Annotated in this window: 19 protein-coding genes; 8 read left to right on the top strand and 11 right to left on the bottom strand. The window is 62.6% G+C overall.

Annotated features, from left to right (window positions below; genetic code table 11):
• Position 1 precedes the first annotated feature (1 nt).
• Complete coding sequence (gene cas1c / locus V5B40_RS04010) at positions 2-1,033, top strand: type I-C CRISPR-associated endonuclease Cas1c (RefSeq protein WP_332353335.1); 1,032 nt, start codon at positions 2-4, stop codon at positions 1,031-1,033.
• A 5-nt stretch (positions 1,034-1,038) separates the two neighbouring features.
• On the top strand, positions 1,039-1,329 hold the full coding sequence (gene cas2 / locus V5B40_RS04005) for a CRISPR-associated endonuclease Cas2 (protein WP_332353334.1): 291 nt from the start codon (positions 1,039-1,041) through the stop codon (positions 1,327-1,329).
• Between the two features lie 326 nt (positions 1,330-1,655).
• Here cas2 and V5B40_RS04000 read toward each other — a convergent pair whose 3' ends face one another.
• Both V5B40_RS04000 and V5B40_RS03995 read right to left on the bottom strand, forming a co-directional pair.
• Positions 1,656-3,233, bottom strand: a complete 1,578-nt coding sequence (locus V5B40_RS04000) for a hypothetical protein (protein ID WP_332353333.1) — start codon at positions 3,231-3,233, stop codon at positions 1,656-1,658.
• 235 nt (positions 3,234-3,468) lie between these two features.
• A complete protein-coding gene (locus V5B40_RS03995) occupies positions 3,469-4,317 on the bottom strand; it encodes a LysR family transcriptional regulator (RefSeq protein WP_291996072.1) in 849 nt (282 codons plus the stop codon).
• Between the two features lie 100 nt (positions 4,318-4,417).
• Here V5B40_RS03995 and V5B40_RS03990 point away from each other — a divergent pair, with 100 nt between their 5' ends.
• Positions 4,418-5,647, top strand: coding sequence for a YbfB/YjiJ family MFS transporter (locus V5B40_RS03990; protein WP_291996071.1), 1,230 nt, complete (start codon positions 4,418-4,420; stop codon positions 5,645-5,647).
• Between the two features lie 130 nt (positions 5,648-5,777).
• Here V5B40_RS03990 and V5B40_RS03985 read toward each other — a convergent pair whose 3' ends face one another.
• The 5 genes from V5B40_RS03985 to V5B40_RS03965 form a co-directional block, all read right to left on the bottom strand.
• Positions 5,778-6,260, bottom strand: coding sequence for a hypothetical protein (locus V5B40_RS03985; RefSeq protein WP_332353332.1), 483 nt, complete (start codon positions 6,258-6,260; stop codon positions 5,778-5,780).
• Between the two features lie 91 nt (positions 6,261-6,351).
• Positions 6,352-6,555: a hypothetical protein gene (locus tag V5B40_RS03980; RefSeq protein ID WP_332353331.1), complete on the bottom strand. Its 204-nt coding sequence runs from the start codon at positions 6,553-6,555 to the stop codon at positions 6,352-6,354.
• A 130-nt stretch (positions 6,556-6,685) separates the two neighbouring features.
• Complete coding sequence (locus V5B40_RS03975; RefSeq protein WP_169068435.1) at positions 6,686-6,901, bottom strand: glycine zipper 2TM domain-containing protein; 216 nt, start codon at positions 6,899-6,901, stop codon at positions 6,686-6,688.
• Positions 6,902-7,262: 361 nt separating this feature from the next.
• The gene (locus V5B40_RS03970) at positions 7,263-7,958 is read right to left on the bottom strand and encodes a Crp/Fnr family transcriptional regulator (protein ID WP_169068436.1); all 696 of its coding nucleotides are present in this window, start codon (positions 7,956-7,958) and stop codon (positions 7,263-7,265) included.
• Between the two features lie 262 nt (positions 7,959-8,220).
• Positions 8,221-8,958 (bottom strand): Crp/Fnr family transcriptional regulator, encoded by a 738-nt coding sequence (locus V5B40_RS03965; RefSeq protein ID WP_332353330.1) that lies wholly within the window; start codon positions 8,956-8,958, stop codon positions 8,221-8,223.
• Between the two features lie 255 nt (positions 8,959-9,213).
• Between V5B40_RS03965 and V5B40_RS03960 the strand changes: the two genes are divergently transcribed.
• The 5 genes from V5B40_RS03960 to V5B40_RS03940 all read left to right on the top strand — a co-directional run bounded on the left by V5B40_RS03960 (position 9,214) and on the right by V5B40_RS03940 (position 12,476).
• Positions 9,214-9,504: a hypothetical protein gene (locus tag V5B40_RS03960; RefSeq protein ID WP_332353329.1), complete on the top strand. Its 291-nt coding sequence runs from the start codon at positions 9,214-9,216 to the stop codon at positions 9,502-9,504.
• A 390-nt stretch (positions 9,505-9,894) separates the two neighbouring features.
• Positions 9,895-10,113, top strand: a complete 219-nt coding sequence (locus V5B40_RS03955) for an osmotically-inducible lipoprotein OsmB (protein WP_169068439.1) — start codon at positions 9,895-9,897, stop codon at positions 10,111-10,113.
• A 655-nt stretch (positions 10,114-10,768) separates the two neighbouring features.
• Positions 10,769-11,437, top strand: a complete 669-nt coding sequence (locus tag V5B40_RS03950) for a carboxypeptidase-like regulatory domain-containing protein (protein WP_332353328.1) — start codon at positions 10,769-10,771, stop codon at positions 11,435-11,437.
• Between the two features lie 238 nt (positions 11,438-11,675).
• A complete protein-coding gene (locus tag V5B40_RS03945; RefSeq protein WP_169065566.1) occupies positions 11,676-11,879 on the top strand; it encodes a general stress protein CsbD in 204 nt (67 codons plus the stop codon).
• Positions 11,880-12,173: 294 nt separating this feature from the next.
• Complete coding sequence (locus tag V5B40_RS03940) at positions 12,174-12,476, top strand: GlsB/YeaQ/YmgE family stress response membrane protein (RefSeq protein ID WP_332353327.1); 303 nt, start codon at positions 12,174-12,176, stop codon at positions 12,474-12,476.
• 241 nt (positions 12,477-12,717) lie between these two features.
• Here V5B40_RS03940 and V5B40_RS03935 read toward each other — a convergent pair whose 3' ends face one another.
• The 4 genes from V5B40_RS03935 to V5B40_RS03920 form a co-directional block, all read right to left on the bottom strand.
• Complete coding sequence (locus V5B40_RS03935) at positions 12,718-13,530, bottom strand: transglutaminase-like domain-containing protein (protein ID WP_169065570.1); 813 nt, start codon at positions 13,528-13,530, stop codon at positions 12,718-12,720.
• Positions 13,531-13,584: 54 nt separating this feature from the next.
• A complete protein-coding gene (locus tag V5B40_RS03930) occupies positions 13,585-14,313 on the bottom strand; it encodes an N-formylglutamate amidohydrolase (RefSeq protein ID WP_332353326.1) in 729 nt (242 codons plus the stop codon).
• Between the two features lie 4 nt (positions 14,314-14,317).
• Positions 14,318-15,046 (bottom strand): peptidase, encoded by a 729-nt coding sequence (locus V5B40_RS03925; protein ID WP_332353325.1) that lies wholly within the window; start codon positions 15,044-15,046, stop codon positions 14,318-14,320.
• 195 nt (positions 15,047-15,241) lie between these two features.
• Positions 15,242-15,445, bottom strand: a complete 204-nt coding sequence (locus V5B40_RS03920) for a CsbD family protein (protein ID WP_332353324.1) — start codon at positions 15,443-15,445, stop codon at positions 15,242-15,244.
• Between the last annotated feature and the right edge of the window lie 236 nt (positions 15,446-15,681).

Genomic DNA, 15,681 nt, shown 5'->3' with positions numbered 1-15,681 from the left:
GATGCAGACCCTGCTCAACACCCTCTACGTCAGCACCCCCTATTCCTACCTGCATCTCGACAACGACACCATTCGCGTCGAGGTCGAGCGGGAAACACGCCTGCGCGTGCCGCTCCATCACCTCGGCGGGGTGGTGCTGTTCGGCAATGTGCTGGTTTCGCCGCCGCTGATCCATCGTCTCGCCGACGAGGGCAAGAGCCTCGTCCTGCTCAGCGAGCACGGTCGCTTCAAGGCGCGCATGGAAGGCCCCATTTCCGGCAATATCCTGCTTCGCCAGGCGCAGCATGCGCGTGCCGCCGATGCCGCTTTCACGCTTGCCATGGCGCGCGCTTGCGTGGCCGGCAAGATCAAGAATGCGCGCCAGGTCCTCCTGCGTGGCGGGCGCGAGGCCAGGGACGGCGACGATGGCGCCAGCCTGGCACGGCGCGCCGACGACCTCGCCGCGGCGCTGCGCGCCTTGCCTGCGGCCAGCACTCTCGATACCGTCCGTGGCCTCGAAGGCGAGGCCGCACGACAGTATTTTGCCGGCTTGAACCGCGTGCTGCGGGCCGATGCGCGGGCCGTGTTTGCCATGGATGGTCGCAGCCGCCGTCCGCCCCGCGACCGCATGAACGCCTTGCTCTCCTTTCTCTATGCGATGCTGATGAACGATTGCCGCTCGGCCGTCGAGGCCGTCGGTCTCGATCCACAGCTGGGCTTCCTGCATGCCGTTCGCCCTGGCCGAGCCGCCCTGGCGCTCGATTTGATGGAGGAATTCCGGCCCTTGGCCGATCGTCTGGCGCTGACCCTGGTCAACCGCGCACAGCTCCAGCGCGGCGATTTCGTCGAGCATGACGGCGGCGCGGTAAGCCTGGGCGACACCGGCCGCAAGACGGTGATCGTTGCCTGGCAGGAGAAAAAGCGCGAAGAACTGGCCCATCCCCTGCTGCAGCAAGCGGTGGCTATCGGCCTGCTGCCGCTTCTGCAGGCACGCTTTCTCGCCCGCACTCTGCGCGGCGAGATGGAGAGCTACCTTCCTTTCATATCGAGGTGAGGCCAATGTTGGTGATTGTTTGCTATGACGTCAGCACCGAGACCCGCGAAGGCCGTCGCCGCTTGCGTCGCGTCGCGAAAGTCTGCGAGAGCACTGGCCAGCGGGTCCAGAAATCGGTTTTCGAATGCCAGGTCAACCTCATGCAGCTTGAAGCCCTCGAGCGGCGGCTGCTCGCCGAGATCAAGGTCGAAGTGGATTGTCTGCGCCTCTATCGGCTGGCCGAGACCCGTGGTTGCGAAGTGCGCGAGTACGGCCACTTTCGCGCACTCGACTACGACGCGCCGCTGGTCGTGTAGATTGTCCGCAGCGCTGCGCGAACCCCCAGCTGTGAAGAATGGGCGGGAGGATCGCGCGGCCTGCTTGTTGTTGTTTTTCAAGGGAAAGTAGTAGTGGAGTCTCTCGGTTTTGAAAGCAGTACCCCGTTCTCGTCGAGGTTCGCGGAAAGCGATCAGGAATCGCTGCCTGTACAAGCACTTAGACGCGAGCGGACACGCTCCCCGGCGACGGGGAGCGAGGATTGAAACCGGCCGATAACGCGATGCGGCTGGCTTGCTGTGCGACACGCTCCCCGGCGACCGGGAGCGTGGCTTGAAACTATGAAATTCCCCCGCAGGACTTGTCTCTATTGCGCGAATGATTCTGACATGTTGAAAGCGGCTGGAAAGTCGATACGGCGGCAGCGGACGGCGGCCCACATGGCTTTCACACCGTTTTGCGTGACCCGGTAGAGACGAGAGTTGGTGACTTTGGCGATCAAGCCATGGCCGCGCAGTTTGGCGATCAAGCGGCTGGTTCGATGCGTACGCCGCTTGATTTCGGCGGGGTTATTGGCAGGGGCCGAGTAAAGCTTGCCCTGGAGATCGCGGTTGCGGAAGCCATTGATGGCGAACTCGCCGGCCAGGAGCGAGGTGAACAGAGCGACGTTCTCCGCGGTGACCGGGTTGAAAGCGGCGACATGCCGACCGGCCTTGCTCTGTGACCGGCACAGGCGATCGATGGCCTCGATCGCCTGACCTTTAAGAGGAGCATTGGCCAAGGCGTCGATCAGGCGCGAGTTGGCACCGTGAGCGACTTCGGCATAGCGCCAGAAATTCGAGACCCCTTTGCGCATCGGCGACCACCGGCAGACGACCTGACCCTCGGCATTTTCGGACGAGGTGAGGATTTTGAACTCTGCCGGATTATTGAGGGTGGTCTCGATTCTCAAGACGTTGAGATGATCGTAGAGTTTGACGGAGTTGCGTCGGATACGGAACTTGATCCGGCAACCTTCGGGCCGCTTCTTGCTGTCGATCACGACCTCGCCCGTGAAGAGGTGATGAGGTTTTTGGCCAAGAAAGCGCATGACGTCCGTGGCACCGAAGCCGGTGATGGCGGCATGGACGAGGTCCTGGTGGATACGTTCGAGATCAGCTCTGGACTTGAACAGGAGATCGGTGGCCACTTCTGCCTGGTCCATGCCAAACCAGTAGCCGTCGAACTTCGCCGCGGCGATGGCCGGCAAGAGCGGATTGACGCTGGCCACCTGGCGAATCAGGAACGCAGGCCAGTCGGTGTGGTTGAACTGCTCGGCAAGTGCCGCGGTGGCTTCGAAATCCGACACCCAGAGAATCTTGTTGTCACTCCGCTCGAAGGCGACACCCACTTGCGGCAGTTGCCGACACAGCCACTCCCGGCCATTGACGTAAATCTGAGTGGCGTACGGTGCCCAGGTCTGGATACGCACGTGCATCCAGCCAAAAACCGGGTCGATCAGATACCAGTACAGGTGCAGGCAGCGGCGATTGCGCCGGACGACTTCCAGACGTTGTGTCTTGCGATTGCCGGCGACGGCGAACGAGAGGCACGGTTCGAGGACCGAGAAGATGCAGACCAGGCCTTCGCTGATGCCGTCTTGCTCAGCGATGGCCCGGGCCATCGCTTCCTTCGATCGACCGCTCGCGTGCGTGTGCGCGGAGGCGAGAAAGAGGTAGGGACGCCCCGCCTCTTCGGCGCTCGTCTTGGCGTGTTCGACGAGCGTTTTGGTTTCGCTTTCGAAGAACTTCCCGGCATCCTTGAGCAGCACGCCTCGCTTGGACAGGTAGCGGCCAAACGCACCATCCGGAAACATCGAGGTCAGGTAGCCCTTGAAGATGATCCGCTCGAATCCTTCGACCACACCCAGGATTGACTCTTCGTGCTTATGGAGGAAAAAGTCCATGTCGCCTCCCTTGCCGTGCGGTGGTCTACCTCCTACGTGGGGTTGAGGAATTTGCCAAGGGCCCATCCGGCGGCCAACTTATGCTGAGTGAGTTGTGTATAACGAGATGCCCTATATCCGGCGAGTGTTCGGGGACAGACCGGTGTTGTGGCCATTGTTCGAGATTTTTGCAAGCGGAGCTTTCATACGTTTGTTTTAAAGAACGTATCTGCGACGCTGGCTGACACCGGGGTCTCTATCTCGTGGCGCCGGCAACAGCCTGGGCAAGCGTTTGCAGCGCCGCCATCGGCGGCGCCTCGGCAAGGTAGATCAGGCCGGTGGGCACCTGGCTGATCTCCTCAGGAAGTGTCTGCACGACCAGGTCGGCGGCATGCGTCGATTGTTCGACGACCCGCCGCGGCATCAGGGTCCATCCCAGACCGACGGAAACGCAACCGAGAATCCCGTCGAGGGTGCCGAATTCCATGGCCTCGGCGACGGCGTGGCCGCTGCTGCGTTGCCAGGCGAGGGCGCGGGTGCGGTAGGCGCAACCTTCGCGGAAGAGGATCAGCGGCTGCAAGCGCGGATCGGCGTCGGCGGCATGTACGAGCACCAGTTCCTCGACGAGCAGTTCATCAAAGCGGAGATCCGGGTGCTCGATCGGACCGGCGACGATGGCGCAATCGAGCTTGTGGGTCAGCACCTTGTTGACCAGCGTCGCACTGGTATCGGTTTCGATGCGCAGTTCCAGGCGCGGATGTCCGACGCGAACGGCTTTCAGAGCCTGTGGCAGATGCAAGGCGGCAAAGGTCTCCATGCTGCCGATGCGCAACTCGCCAACGCCATCGCCGACCAGGCGAACGGCGGCGCCGCTCTCGCGTTCGAGGTGCAGCATGCGCCGCGCGTAGTCAAGCAGTACTCGTCCGGCGGGCGCCAGCGCCACCCCGCGGCCGCTGCGGAAGAAGAGCGTAGCGCCCAGTTCTTCCTCGAGCCGGCGGATGCGGCTGGTGACGTTGGACTGGACGGTGTTCAGCTTGCGCGAGGCGGCCAGAATGCCGCCTTCATCGACGACGGCGGCGAAAGTACGAAGGGCGCTCAGCTCCATCCATATATCTCCTTTAGAGAATGAAACGTTCTTGACTATTCAATTGTGCAGATAGTTTAGAGCAGTTATCGTGGCGCCATCAACTCGCAAGGATCTGCACATGAACGAGCAGCAAAAACGCCTGGAACGTATGGAACGTCTACACGTGCTTGGCGCCGGCATCTGCAGCCTGATGCTGGTGCTCGGCGTCGCGCGCTTTGCCTACACGCCGCTACTGCCGCTGATGCAGGCACAGGCCGGGCTTGGCGTCGAGGCCGCGGCCTGGCTGGCGGCAATCAACTACGCCGGTTACCTGAGCGGCGCCGTGGTGGCGTCGCTGATCAGCGACCTGGTGCTCAAGGATCGCCTGTACCGGATCGGCCTGGTGGTCGCCGTGCTCAGCACCGCGGTCATGGGCCTGACCACTGACGTGACGATCTGGGCACTGTCACGTTTCATCGCCGGGTTGAGCAGCGCCGCGGGCATGCTGCTCGGTACCGGACTGATTCTCAACTGGCTGATTCGCCACAATCATCGCAGCGAACTCGGTATTCACTTTTCTGGAATCGGCCTGGGCATCGCCGGTTGTGCGGCCGCGGTCGCGCTGATGAGTGATTGGCTGGACTGGCGAGAACAGTGGTTCGCTTTCACTCTGATCGGCAGCCTGCTGCTGATCCCGGCGCTGCGCTGGCTGCCGCCACCCGATCGCAGCACGGTCACCAAAGGCGGGCAGCAGATGCTCGATAAGCCGCCGAGTGCGGCTTTCATGCGCCTGCTGATGGCCGCCTATTTCTGTGCCGGTTTCGGCTACGTGGTCAGCGCGACTTTCATCGTCGCCATCATCGACCACCTGCCCGGTCTGGCCGGACGCGGCACGCTGGTTTTCCTGGCGCTTGGTGCGGCTGCGGCGCCGGCGTGCATCGTCTGGGACCTGATCGCCCGCCGTACCGGTGAGCTGAACGCGCTGATTCTGGCGGCCCTGCTGCAGATCGTCGGCATCCTGCTGCCGGTGATGGCCGACGGCCTGGTGGCTGCGCTGGCCGGTGCCTTGCTCTTTGGCGGCACCTTCATCGGCATGGTGAGCCTGGTATTGACCATGGCCGGGCGTTACTATCCGACGCGTCCGGCGAAGATGATGGGCAAGATGACGCTTTCCTACGGTGCGGCCCAGATCATCGCCCCGGCAGTCACCGGCTGGCTCGCCGGCAGCCTCGGCAGCTACGCCGCGGGCCTGTACCTGGCGGCCGGGGTGATGGCCGTGGGTACGCTTCTGCTGCTGATGCTCAAGTTTGTCGAGCGGCGCGACCGGTCGCGGAGTACTGCTGTTGCGAGGGCCTGTCCGCAGAACTGAGCCAGCGGTCGTGAAGGCAGGTGCGCGGAGGAGGGGAGCAGGGCTCACTTCAGAAATCGGATCGCCAAGCACGGTCCGCTTTCCGGCTTCTGGCTAACGCTGTCGACCTCAATGTCGTCGCTCGGATAGCTCAGTGCCCCCGGCCCTGGTTGTCGTGCTTGTCGTGCTCGCCGTGGCCCTTGTTCTTCTGCTTGCCGCGATCCTCGTCCCGGTCCTCGCCGCCGTCGCGGCGGCCGTAGTCGCCGCGATATTCCTCACGACGATGACTATGCCGCTCCTGGTACTGCGGAACATACTCGCGCTGGTACCAGCTGTTCTGCACAAAATAGACCCGCTCGCCGCAGGCGTTGTAGGCGCGACAGTGTTTGCGCCAGTTCTTGGCGTGGCCAGGGGGCACGTTCAGATAGATCGGGCGCCGTGAAGGCGCCGCCTGCTCGATGATGATCGGCTGCCGGTAGATCAGCTGCGGTTGCGGATAGCCACCGATGTTGAGGTGACCATAGAAGCCGGGTTGACCGATGCTTACCGACAGGGCCACATCGGCCGCAAGCGCCGGGGCGAGCGCTGCGGCGAGCGCTGCGGCGAGCGCTGCGGCGAATAGAAGACGTTTCATTTTTGGAGCCTCTTGCTGTCCGTGTTTTTGCCAGATGCGCTTGACGGCAACGGGGGCGCCGCGGTTTACCGCGGCGCCCCCGTTGCCGAGTCTATTTCTTGTCGCTCTTGGCCGCGTCCTGGACGCTCTCACCCGCTTTTTCGATCTGCTGGCCGATCTTGTCGACCGCCTTGTCCATTTCCTTGCCAGCTTTCTCTGCCGGGCCCTCCTCTTTCTGGCAGGCGGACAAGCCCAGCAGCAAGGCACTGAGACTGATGAGCAAGGCTGTGGCGAGGGATTTTTTTTCGAGTTTCATTGCTGCGCTCTCCTGGTGGACCATCTGCCCGTGACGGGTGTGAGCAACTGATCGAGGCCGTGGCGGAGCAAGGATGATGAGCGGCCGATTTGCGCCGGGTCGCAGGGCGGTGGGCGCTGCAGGTCGATCGTCATTTGCTGACTTCGTGGCCGACAACACCGCCAACGGCTGCGCCACCGACGGTTCCGAGCACACTGCCGCCCGTAAGAACGGCCCCTCCGACGGCACCGACACCAGCACCAATGGCGGTGTTCTTGCCCTGCGTCGACATGCCGGAACAACCACCGAGGGCAAGCAGTACTGCTGTGGCCACTGCACCGAGCGTGACTCTCTGCGTCTTTTCCATGGAATTACCTCTTTCTTGAATGTTGTCTTACTGGTCCTTCGCACCCGCTCGAGCATTACTCACTAATGGCTTCCCCGAGCGCGATTTCGGCCGCTCCAGACAGCCATCCTGCGGACATCGATTGCAGGCATGCTGACTCGGATGGTTGAGCGTAGGGTGAAGCGCCTTCGGCGTCTGTCTGCTGGGGCACATAGTCGGCGATCGAGCGGCGTGCTGCCGTTTGCCTCGCCAAGGCGATTGCGAACCTGCCGCCCACAACAGGCCCTGGCCGGACGAAGCTGTGTTCGTCACTCTGGCGTCGCCGCGGTACTTCCGTGCACGACCGCATGAAGCCTGCATGAAGCCTGCATCAAGATGCTGTCTAAGCCATTCCTCGCGCGTAAGTGGCGTTGTCGGCTTCGTAGCACCCGCAGGAAGCGGCTTCCAGGCCGCTGCGGTCGAGAATCGTGATATGTCCGCGGCTGTAGCTGATCAGTTTGCGGTTGTGCAGTGAGGTGGCGGCCTTGGTCACACCGACCCGACGCACTCCCAGCATCGAGGCCAGGAATTCGTGGGTGCCATGAAATGCATCCGACTGCGCCCGGTCATGCGTCATCAGCAGGCAACGGGCGAGACGCGCTTCCACGACATGAAAGCGGGCACAGGCGGCGGATTGCGCGAGTTGGCCCATCACCACATGCAGGTAGCGCTTGAGCATCCACTGCAGTGGTGGACTGAAACCGAGTTCGCGGCGAAACGGCGCTGCCTCCATCCGCAGCGCAAGGCCGGCGCCCTGGACCAGCGCGCTGAGCGGCGAAATATCCACCCCGAGGATGAGGGAGATCCCGAGCATGCCTTCGTCGCCGACCAGACCGACCTCCAGGCTGGCGCAACCGTCGATCGGCGTGACCAGGGAAATGTAGCTCGTCGTGGGAAAGAAGACGTGATGAATGCGCTCGCCGGGTTCGGCCAGAACGTCGGCAAAGGTCAGTTCGACCGGCTCGCAGGCCGCCAGAAGGCGTCGCCGGTCTTTGTACGGCAGCGCCTCGATGAGTCGATTAACGGCGGCAGGGGCCATGGCTGTTGGCACCTCGCTCCTCACGATGCAGGGAAGAAACCGGCAACCGGAGGGAGCCTGCTATCTCGGTGTCGGATGGGAAGCAGCAGCGAACGGTCTCGCCCGGACGAAAACGTCATGGCACGAAGTGTGGAGTGAAAGCTGACGACTGTCCGGGCGGTAGCGCACACAGCAGGGCTGCCTCGCGCTGCGTGCGATGCCACACGTGCTGCGTGCGATGCCACAGGAGCGGCGGCGAAGACACTCGATCCTGCGCTTTGCCCTAGCGGGCGATCACCTCGGGGAGCAGACGCTCGAACTCCTTCCTGACCACTGCGTAGCACTCGCAACAGCGCGCCTCCAGAGCCGCCCGGTCGAGTATGGTGATGTGCCCGCGCTGATAAACGATCATCCCGGCCCGCTGCAAATTGCCGGCGGCCTCGGTAACGCCTTCGCGGCGGACGCCGAGCATGTTGGCGATCAGTTCCTGCGTCATGATCAGCTCGTTCGAGGGCAGGCGGTCGTGGGAGAGCAGCAGCCAGCGGCACAGCTGCTGGTCTAGCGAATGATGGCGGTTGCATACCGCCGTCTGCGCCATCTGGGTCAGAAGCGCCTGCGTGTAGCGCAGCAACAGGCGCTGCATCGGGCCGGCGCGATAGAACTCATCCTTCAGCAACTGGCCTTTCAAGCGGTAGGCGTGACCGGCGCTTTGCACCACGGCCCGGCTCGACGTGCTTTCGCCGCCCATGAACAGGGACACGCCGACGATCCCCTCGTTACCGACGACGGCGATTTCAGCCGAGGAGCCGTCCTCCATGACATAGAGCAGGGAGACGATCGAGGTGGTGGGAAAATAGACATGGCGCATCTGGATACCGGACTCGTAGAGCGACTCGGCGAGTGGCATCGGGACCAGTTCCAGACTGGGAAGGAGGCGCGCGTATTCGTCTGCCGGCAGGGCGGCGAGCAGGCGGTTCTGGCGCGGGTCATGGGTGGCAGAAGTGAGGGGACGCAGGGGCATGGCGGTTCACGCAGTCAGCGGCAGCGCTTGGACGAGCTCGCAGACGTACTGGCATTGAAGGTTCAAGGGGTGTTGACTATACACGCCCCCGTATTGGCTATGTGCAGCAGCGCACGGACGCAGGCGGGCGTTCGGCGCAGGCTCGTTGCACGCTCATGGCGAGAAGCGGTGGATCGGGCTCACGCGTGCCACCGCCGCCTGTTTCGCGCCTGTTGCGCGCCTGTTTCGCATTGTCAACCCATCACCGGAACCCGCATGGACAAGCATCAATTCACTGTCGAAGTCGCTCTGGAGTTTCATCGGCGCATGGCGACGATCATCGCCGCCGTCCAGGCTGGAATCTGCAAAAACGGCGTGCACGACCTGCTCGGCTACGCCACCGACTTCGCATCGGGTGAGGCCCGTGGACGGCAAACTCTGGTGCTGAAGAGCCGCAGCCGTTCAAGCTATGTGCGCCTTCAATGGGAGACCATCCTTGGCGACGGCGCCGCTGATCGGCAGCTCGTGGACGACGCCATCCAGAGCGCGATCAACGAACTCGCCTGAGCGCTGGTAGCCGTCGACGAAGCACCATGCGCGCCAGCGTGCAGAGAAGGTTCTCTATTCGGTGTTCTCTATGCGCTGGCTGATTGCTGGCCTGGCCGATCGCCCCGGTCCCGGTGCCGCCTGGCACAAGCCAGCACTCGCCTGGATGGCGACTATGTGCGCTGGCAGACAGACCGAGACAGCGGTTCTGCGTAGCCTGAAGTGATCCGGGCCGGCACATGCGTGGCAAAATGTGTGGCAAATGTGCGGCAATTGCGCCGTGGCGATGCGCGACGCTTGCAAGCAGCGTCCGCGTGGCCGAACGAACGCTTTGTTCCGCAGTTCGTAGCGGTAGCGGTAGCGGACGGCAGGACCCGCCAGAAACCCCCTCCATCACCACGAGGCAAGCCCATGAAAACGATTCGGAGAGTTAGGTTCAGCGCACTCGCTGCGGCTGTTCTGTTCGGCCTTGCTGCTTGTGCGGACATGGTGGCGCTGGACAAAGATACCAGCATCGACGCCGGCGCCGACGCCATCGGAGTCGAAAATCTTCCGGATGGCAGCAGCGTTGGAACCGTCGGCGGCGCCCCGGTCGGCGGCGTGATCGGCCACGACGTCGGCAAGAAGTGATGCCCGGCGCGATTCGCCTGGCCCCCCCGGCAGGTGCCTCGCGCCCGCTTGTTGCCCTGTTCCTCCAGCCAACTTGTGATCCTGCTGGCGGACATCGAACAAGCCCGGGATGCGGCCGATGTCGTCGAGAAGTTGCGCGCGGCTTCCGCCGTGCCGTACCTTATCGGCGGGTGCTGGCTTTTGGCGTTCGCGTCCCGACTGCGGGCGCGGCTTGTGGAAGCTGTGGCGAACGCCGTTATTCCTTAGCGAAGGCCAAGAAACGACAAGACGAAGAGGACGATGACGACTAGGCCGACGAGATAAATGATGCTGTTCATGTAGCTTCCTCCGGAATGGGTCCAATGACCAATTTGCACGATTCGCGCGAATAGGGCGAATCGTACAAATGGGGTGACGCAAAGTCACCGGTTCCCAAGCTACTCGTATCAGGCTGAACGGTCTGTACGTTGGCGTACACAAAAATGCGTTCCATGCGCCACGCAGCCCCTTTTTCCGCTCGCCTAGCGCGGCTACTTTTCCTGGCCCACAGGGCGCCGTTGATGCGTATCAGCAGCAAAGTTCTCGGCCCACTGACCTTTTTAGCGCCAGCGCAGTCGTCAAGCGCCCCCCCCGGCTGGCCGGTGATGGCCTCGATCGGAGCCGGCACAATGGAAGGATGTCCGGCGACGGCGGGGAAACGCATCTGCCGCCCGTCACCGCGGCGTTGGCCGAAGCACATGACGCTCGCCCCGCCGCAATTGTCTCCGTCGGTTTTCTGTGTGCTAACGAACAGACGACGGGGGCTTCGTCGCCACAACATGGCACGCGATCGGATTTTGCAATGCGCACTGCAAGCACGACGCGGCGCAACTTCCTCCTGACATGCACAGCAGGGCTTCGGCCCATCAATCGGAGTTTCGACATGAACAAAAAATTTCTCCTCCCCGGCGTGGTGATCGCTGCGATCACCTTTGGATCATTCGCGACCGGTGCCAGAGCTGGCGATGGACCCATTGTCCACGAGGCTGGTGGTTTGTCCTATGTGTCGGGCGGTGTGGGCGATGAGTCGCTGCAGCGGCTCAGGGAACATGTCAGTGAGTTCAATCTGAAGCTGGTATTCGCCATGGCGTCCGGGGCATTTCTGAGCAACGTGCGGGTTGCCATCGCTGACGGGAACGGCAAGACGCTTCTCGAGGCGATCGCCGATGGGCCGTGGTTCCTGGCGAAATTGCCGGTGGGCAAGTATCGGGTGGTCGCCACTTACGCCGGCAAGGCGATCGAGCGCTCCGTTGCCGTCGACGCAACAGCGCTCAATACGGTCGATTTCCGTTGGGAGCACGAGTAATAGCGGCGGTACGGTCGCTGCAAGCTAGCCTGGTACGCCACCGTACAGACTGCGCTGGGTCATGCGCCCAGACTTGCCGTCTCAGCTGGCGTTGCCAGGAAATCCGTCCACCTGTGTGGGTTGTTCCCCGCTGGTCGCCGTGTACGCGGCCTTGGTGGCGAAGCACCTGCTGCGACGCAGGATGATGATGGCCGGTCGGCTATTTCGCCGTTCGGGTAATGAACACTAGGGGCTTGATATGGACTGGAAGGTCGTCGAAGGGAACTGGAAACAGTACAAGAGCAAGATAAAAGCGCAGTGGCGCTGCCTCACCGAAGAGCAGCTCGATTTGATTGCCGGCAAGCGCGTCGAACTCGTGGACAGGATTCAGGAGACCTACGGCACTAGCAAGGACGAGGCCGAGGCGCAGATCAAGCGCTTTGAAGAGCGTAACAAGGACTAGCGACCATAACAGCTCGCCTGATCCGATCAAGGCCATGCGCCGGGCGGCATTGCCCATTACGTCAGATCGCCGAGGCAGGCCCTTTCTTCACCGGACTCATATCGCGACCGACTCTGGACCCTGCACTGGCTTCATTCCGCCAGCGTCGCGTGTCAAGTCCTGCGGGGGAATTTCATGGCGGCGTGCGGCTGACAGGCGTGCGAACGGGTGTGGTGATGCTTCAGCGATTGTTGGGCCCCGTCGCTGGATTCTGGAAATCGTGAGGCCCGACAGCTGCAGATACAGGAGGCAATCATGTCTTTACTACTATGGGCCGTACTGGGACTCATCACCGGGCTCATCACCGGGCTCATCGCTGCCCGAATCGTTGCCGGAAGCGGGCAGGGCGCCGTCATGGACATCGTTCTCGGGGTTGTCGGCGCGCTCTTCGGCGGCTGGCTCTTCAATACTTTCGGGATGGCCGGCGCCGGGGCATTCAAGCTTCCCGGCCTGCTTGTGGCCGTCGTCGGCGCGAGCACGCTGCTGCTGGTGTACCACGCTGCCTTGCGCGGCGTTCGGGATGCTCTGTTCAACCTCGATCTGGACAATCAATCATGAACGGACTTGGCAAGCATCTTGCCGCATTCTTGCTGGCGGTCATGCGGGTGTCCGCCGCGGCTTGCGCGTCCACCGCCAAGTAGGAGGACGTGGTCGGCGGGACCTGTAGTCCATCCAGGTCCGGCGCCTCCGCTTGCGCCCGGCATGCCGCGAACGCGCGCCGGCGTGGGCGAGCCATTAGCCCGATGGCGGACGAGCAGGTCAACGATACGATGCTAGGCATGGCAGCGCCGCGCGTGCACTAGGCCGTGGACACTTCGTCGGTGCGCACGAGAAAGCTCTTGAGGACGCTCGGTCCGAAGCTGGTGACCATCGCCACATCGGCGGCGTCGCGGCCGCGCGCCATCAGGATGCGTCCGATGCGAGGAACGTTGTTGCGGGCGTCGAAGGTGTACCAGCGGCCGCCGAGGTAGACGTCGAACCAGCCGGAGAAGTCCATCGGACCGGGCACCGGCGTGATCCCGATGTCGCCCAGATAGCCGGTACAGTAGCGGGCCGGTATGTTCATGCAGCGGCAGAAGGTGATCGCCAGATGAGCATAGTCGCGGCACACGCCGGCGCGCTCGTTGTAGGCATCCCAGGCCGTCTTGGTCGAACGGGCGAACTGGTAGCCGAACTGGATGTGCTGGTGCACAAAATCACAGATCGCCTGCACCCGCGCCCAGCCGGGCGGCGTGTGCTCGAACAGACGCCATGCCTCGGCGGACAGTCGATCGGTTTCGCAATAGCGGCTGCCGAGCAGAAAGACCAGCGTCTCTTCCGGCAGGTCCTGGAGGGCGATCTGTTGCGCCTGCGCAGCGATATCGTCCACCTGGCCCGAATCGCGTACGACGCCGTCGGCAAAGATGCGGATCTCGCCGGGCGGGGCGACGATTCGGCTACACCAGTTGCCAAAGCCGTCGCGATAGGCAACCACTGGTAGCGCGGGATCGGTCATCAGGTGGGCAGGCACCACGACGTCATTCATCCGTGAGTAGTGGATGTCGAGCATCAGGATCATCGGGGTCGGTTGCGCGCACGCATAGACGATGTCATAGCCGATGCGAATTTTCATGGGAGCTTCCTGGTGGTAGGTGAGTTCATGGAGAGCAAGGCACGCCGTGGGTCGTCAGCGTAGTGCCGACGCCAGCGTCGTCACTACGGCGCGGCGCAATTGCCGCCACAGGCGCGGCTGGGAGAGCACCAACGCCTGGTTGAGTTCAATCTCGATCCCGACATACTCGCTGGGCGCGAAGCAGCGGCGCATGGCAGTGGTCAGTCCGTCGTTCTTCCCATGGTACGGGTAATTCCGGCGCACGCGCAATTCGGCCGAATGTTCGGCCAATGCTGCCTTCCAGCGGGCCGCCACCGCCACCTCTCCTGGTCGTGCCGGGTCATATAACAGGCCGATGTCGGCGTTGCGGACCTGGCCGTCGAGGACCGGGGTGAAGCTATGCGACGAAACATGGATCACCCGCTGCCCGGCCGCTACCGCTTCCGCCACCGTGTTCATCAGCCGCTGCCGGTAGGGCGCGTAATGGCGCGATACGATCGCCTGCTTGCTCGTCGGCGATAGCGCACGCGTTGCATCCGACCACGCTTGTGGACTGGACAGCGATCGATTCAGATCGACCAGCAGGCGGCTCACCGTCGATGTCACCAGGGGTGCCTGCAGGGCCGCGGCGAGATCGCGCGCCATGATCAGGGCGCCGCGATCGTAGCCGCGATGGCTGGACAAGCGGGCCTGCCAGCCATGAAAGAGGTCGACGTAGGCGGCGGGGATGCGCTTGCCACCATGCTCGCAGGTCACGACATGGAAGTCGCGCAGGTGCTCCGGGATGCTGGCTGGCGACCGCAATGACTCACCAGACCAGGGCTGGAAGTTCTCGAAACACACGGCGAGTGCCTTCGCTCCAGCTCTGGTGCAAGGAGGTGAAGTAGGTGTCGCCTTCGGCAAAACGGCGTCGCATTCGGATTTCGAGGCTGTCACGTTCGTAGCAGATGAGGTCGATCGGCATGCCAACCGACAGGCTGCTGCGCATCGTCGAGTCGAACGACACGAGAATACACTTTGCGGCGTCCGCAAGGTTTGTCGAACCGACGATGACCCGGTCGATGAGCGGCTTGCCGTATTTGGTTTCACCGGTCTGAATATAGGGTGTGTCGCCACCGGCCTCGATGAAGTTGCCTTCGGCATGGATGCGGAACAGGCGTTGCCCTTCGCCGCGGATTTGCCCGCCGAGGATGAACGACGCGTTGAAGCTGATGCCGCTCGCTTCCAGAGACGGACCATCACGCCGTTCGATGTCGCGCATGGCGTCGGAAACCAGATTGGCCATGTCGAACATGGTGCGCGCATTCCACAGCGACGCCTTGTTGTCGGGATCTTCGCCGCGCTGGGTCAAGACGCTGATGATCGCCTGGGTGCCGGCGAGATTGCCAGAACTCAGGAGGACTATCGCCCGCTCGCCCTTGCGCTCGAATACCGTCATCTTGCAGAACTTCGCGAAATTGTCGATACCGGCATTGGTTCGCGAATCCGACGCAAAAATCATGCCCTCGTCCAGCAGTACGCCAACACAGTAAGTCATCCTGCCGTCCCTGAGTGAGTGCGGTCACCTGAATCGAAATGTCAGAGTGACGCTGCAGATAGCTTTGCCATTAACAATGATTTCGCCTGGCAGCCTGGCCTTGATAGCGCGTGCCGCGCCTATGAGCACAGGAAACGAAGAAGCCGGCAATGGCGGCTTCTTCGTTCAAGCGAAGGGCAGCGATGCCCATAGCGGCTACGGTTTCAAGGCGTCCTTGACCGCGTCCCTGGCGTCTTTGAGGTTCTCTTTCAGGTCGCCGACATGTTCCTGGAGTTCGCCTTCAGCCTGGTTTTTCAATCCCTTTGCCTGCTGCTCGGTGCTGCCGACCAGTTTTCCGACCTCTTGCTGAATCTTGCCGCCCAGGTCTTTTGCTGCGCCCTTGACTTGATCTTTGTTCATCGTGAACTCCTGACTTGTGGTTGATACCGCTGATAGGCGAGCCAGCTTCGGTTCGTCCTGCGACTCCTGGTCATCAAACAGGCGATGCCTAGTGTCGATGTAGGGAGTCTAGTAGCAAACGGGGGTCAAGTTCTGTGCGCTAGGAGACATAGGCGCTTGCGCGGGTGTCGGTGCCTGCATGTGCGTTCGCCCTGCGCGTCGGGCAAAGTCCGCACGCAGCGCTGGTCGGCGCGACG

This window comes from Candidatus Accumulibacter meliphilus, from assembly GCF_036625345.1.
Classification (GTDB): domain Bacteria; phylum Pseudomonadota; class Gammaproteobacteria; order Burkholderiales; family Rhodocyclaceae; genus Accumulibacter; species Accumulibacter meliphilus.
The sequence above is the reverse complement of the archived record's forward strand: the minus strand, read 5'-3'. Positions and strand labels throughout refer to the sequence as shown.